Annotated in this window: 3 protein-coding genes; all 3 read right to left on the bottom strand. The window is 47.5% G+C overall.

The features are described from left to right. Positions 1-897: oligosaccharide flippase family protein (locus tag WCO51_10590; protein MEI6513704.1), on the bottom strand; the 897-nt coding region annotated here is incomplete at its 3' end. A gap of 27 nt (positions 898-924) precedes the next feature. Next, a complete protein-coding gene (gene rodA / locus WCO51_10585) occupies positions 925-2,022 on the bottom strand; it encodes a rod shape-determining protein RodA (protein MEI6513703.1) in 1,098 nt (365 codons plus the stop codon). 229 nt (positions 2,023-2,251) lie between these two features. Next, positions 2,252-3,955 (bottom strand): DNA helicase RecQ (recQ, locus tag WCO51_10580; protein ID MEI6513702.1); only part of this gene is annotated, 1,704 nt, incomplete at its 5' end.

Genomic DNA, 3,955 nt, shown 5'->3' with positions numbered 1-3,955 from the left:
GGTTTTTACATTGTATAGCCAAGCTTGAGGCAATCTTTCTCCACTGCCTTGCTTAGCTATTCGCGCTGTTGCAGCTAGCGCTGTTGCGCCCATGCCCTGAATAAAGAACCCATCAACCATCATTCGAACGTTAAAGGCAGCATTGCATAAGCCGATCAAATTCATTGGGACGGCAAATATGGAAAGTATCCAAATAGCTGCTGATTTGCTGATGGCAAAATTCATCAGGTCTTGGACCCAAAGTGTAATCCCGAATTTATAAACCGGTTTAAGTGGAATTGGTTCCGGCTTAGGGATCATCAGCTTAAAGCCGAGCGCTGCGAACCAGATGAACATAAATGCCATCCCCAGTGTTTGAGCAATTAGAGCGCCTCTAACCCCCCAGCCATGCCTTAAGAACCATAGTAAGAGGGCGACTTGCACAATCAGAGATCCTACTCGAGCGAACATGGCTTGTTTATTGCGAAAAAGCGCAAACTGGAAATAGGTGAGTAGCGAAGAGGTAGATGAGAATATTAGGATGAGAGCTGCGAAGCGATAATAAACTGGGTTTTGTATGTTTGTTATGTTAGCGAGGGCTGGCGCTCCGATAAACATCCCCAACCCGAGAATGATTACGATAACAAATCGTCTGCTGAAAAGGGCTCTTGCAAGGAAAGAAATACGATTGGGATTGTCGGCATTTCTGGCGAGGAAGTTGTTCGCACTGACTTCAAACCCGAATAGAGAACCAATAAGAATTAATCCTAGAGTGCTGCCTACAACACCATAGATACCGGCTCCAACTGGCCCTAGAAAGACAGATGTGAGCTTAGTCATCACAAACTGGATCGCGAATTCCGACATCTTTGCTGTTTGCTGCCATAGAAAAGCCATAAAGGCCAGACGCGCTAACATAAATTCCTCACTCGTATGGTCCTTATTTTAAAAAACAAGTTGTTCTTCTCGCCCACGGATGCCTAAGAGTAGACCCACTAAAGCTATTGCAACTAAAGTCATACTTCCTCCATAGCTGATAAAAGGCAGAGGAACCCCAACTACTGGCGCAAGACCGATAGTCATGCCTATGTTGACAACGATGTGAACTGAAAACATTGTAAAAACACCGGTTGCTAGAAGTTGATAATAGCGATCCTGAGCTTCTGCGATTATCAACCAAATTCGCCATAAGAAGAGCGCAAATGCCCCAATAAGCAGTGCAGTAGCTGCCAATCCTCCCTCTTCAGCGATGACGGCGAATATGAAATCGGTATGTTGTTCGGGTATGAAGCGACCTTTCTTTTGAGTTCCTAGCCCATACCCTTTCCCAAGCGCCTGTCCACTTCCGACTGCGATTCGTGCCTGACGGATATGATAACCAGTGTAATCAGGATCTAAATCAGGGTTGATGAATGAAACCAATCGGTCCTTCTGATATTGATGAATTGCACCAAATTGCCAGGCGCCCGCAAAAGCAAGAACGCCAACTAAGATAACTACGACAAGATGCAACCAGCGAGTTCCTGCTACAAACGCCATTCCAAACCAAATCACAAAGATGATCATAGCCGTCCCCAAGTCGGGCTGCTTGAAGATGAGCAGTGAAGGAATGCCGATATGAATGAGAGTTTTGATCGTCCCCCAGCCGGTTTTCACCTCATCGCCCATCCGAGAGAATAGATGCGCCAGGGTGAAGATCGTAAACAACTTTGCAAATTCAGAAGGCTGGAATTGAAACCCTCCGGGGAGTGAAATCCATCGTTGTGCCCCTTTTGCCTCACGTCCGCCGAAATCCACTATTAACAGCAGCGCCAGGTTGAGTAGATAGACCCAAACCCAGCGTCTCTTCCAAGCATTTGGATCGATTACTGCCATGAGAATAAGGGGGATTAGGGATAATAAGTACCAAAATATCTGCTTATAAAAGGTGCCGTGCATCGCACCCTGCGTTGCGCTGTTGACAGACAGCAATCCAACGCATATCAGTATGAACACCGACCCTAAAAGCTTTGTATCAAGACGCTTGAGAAGTCGTCGGTCCAAGGTTCCTCGTGAAGCTATCCCTACCATCCTAAATCAATACCCCTACCACATCCGACAAGCCGCATTGTACCCGAGGCCGATGCAGGAACCTCTTGGATAGATTTAGCATTATTCACACAAGCTGAGTAAAGGGGGTGGGATGAAAACCGAAGACTAATACTTACCCCAAGGTTTTGGATGAGGATGCTTCGTCGTACTGACACATTTTCAATGGGCAGCAATGTCCTCACTACTCAAAACCTTTTACAACATCCAGGAAGATGGTTCCGTATTTGTTGAGCTTGTGCTCGCCTACGCCGGTGATTTGGCTTAGTTCTTCTAAATTCTTTGGGCGGATTACAGCGATGGCTTTTAGGGTGGTGTCGTGGAAAATTACATAAGGGGGCACACCCATTTCCTTTGCAAGTTCCATGCGTCGCTCTCGGAGAGCTTCGAAAATCGTTTCCTCATCTTTTTGGCCTGGAGTAAAGGTTCGAGAGACTTTACTGCGGCGTTCCCTTCGCGTTTTGCTGGGCGATGGGTCCTTTCTTAGTTGTATATCAATCTTTCCTTGAAGTACATGGGCGCTATCAGAGGTTAATAAGATACTCCCGTGCTGCTCCATATCGACTGAAAGATAACCCATCGATACAAGTTGCCGAAAAACAGATGACCACTCACGTTCGTTTAACTCAGTGCCCTTCCCAAAGGCGCTGAGGCGATTGTGACCCCATCGTTCCATTCTTTCGTTTGACTTGCCTAGCATAACATCAATAAGATAAGTAGCTCCGAATCGTTGGTCTGTTTGCTTGACGACATAGATGGCTTTCTTTGCGGCGAGTGTTCCATCCCAAGTTTCGACAGGGAAAAGGCAGGTATCACAATTCCCGCATTGTAGTGGGTGATCATCTCCAAAGTATTGGAGCATCGCTTGACGGCGGCAATTGGTCGTTTCACAAAGTCCTAAAAGCGCGTTGAGTTTTCGATGTTCGAGTCGCTTTCGCGGTTCATCAGAGCCTGAAGTATCGATAAATGATCGATGCAACGCAACATCTTGAAGCCCATAGGCCATCCACGCATTTGCCGCAAGGCCATCGCGGCCTGCGCGACCCGTTTCCTGATAATAGGCTTCAATGCTCTTAGGCAGGTCCAAATGGGCAACGAAACGGACATCCGGCTTATCAATTCCCAACCCGAAAGCGATCGTAGCGACGATGATAACGCCGTCTTCACGCAGAAAACGGTCTTGATTGTGTTTTCTATCCTTGGCGCCCATTCCGGCATGGTAGGGAAGGGCGTTGTAGCCTTCTTCTTTAAGCCAAGCCGCTATGTCGTCCGTTTTCCTCCTTGATAGGCAATAGACGATACCGGAGTCGTTCAGATGTTCAGCCTTTAGGAATTCGAGAAGCTGACGCTTCGAGTTTACTTTGTTGACGATCTGATAGCGGATATTGGGCCGATCGAACCCGGCAAAGTAGGTGTGAGCATCCTCTAATTTTAACTGCTGGATAATTTCACGGCGGGTAGGTTCATCTGCCGTAGCGGTTAGAGCAATTCGAGGGATGTTTGGGAATCGCTCGTGTAGTATCTCCAATGCGAGGTATTCCGCTCGAAAGTCATGTCCCCATTGCGATACACAATGGGCTTCGTCAATGGCAAACAGGGCTACTTTTATACTGGAAAGAAGCTCAAGGGTACTCTCTGTTAGAAGACGCTCGGGGGCCACATAGACCATATCGAGCCTGTCATTACGCAAACGATCGATAACATCCCACTGCTCACCGGCAGTAAGCGCGGAGTTGAGCATCGCTGCCCGAATACCAAGTTCGTTAAGAGCGGTTACTTGGTCTTGCATAAGAGCAATTAGGGGTGAAATGATAACGCCAACGCCTGGGCGGATGAGGGAAGGAATTTGATAGCACAACGACTTACCGCCGCCTGTTGGCATAAGCAC

The organism is bacterium, from assembly GCA_037131655.1.
GTDB lineage: Bacteria > Armatimonadota > Fimbriimonadia > Fimbriimonadales > JBAXQP01 > JBAXQP01.
The sequence above is the reverse complement of the archived record's forward strand: the minus strand, read 5'-3'. Positions and strand labels throughout refer to the sequence as shown.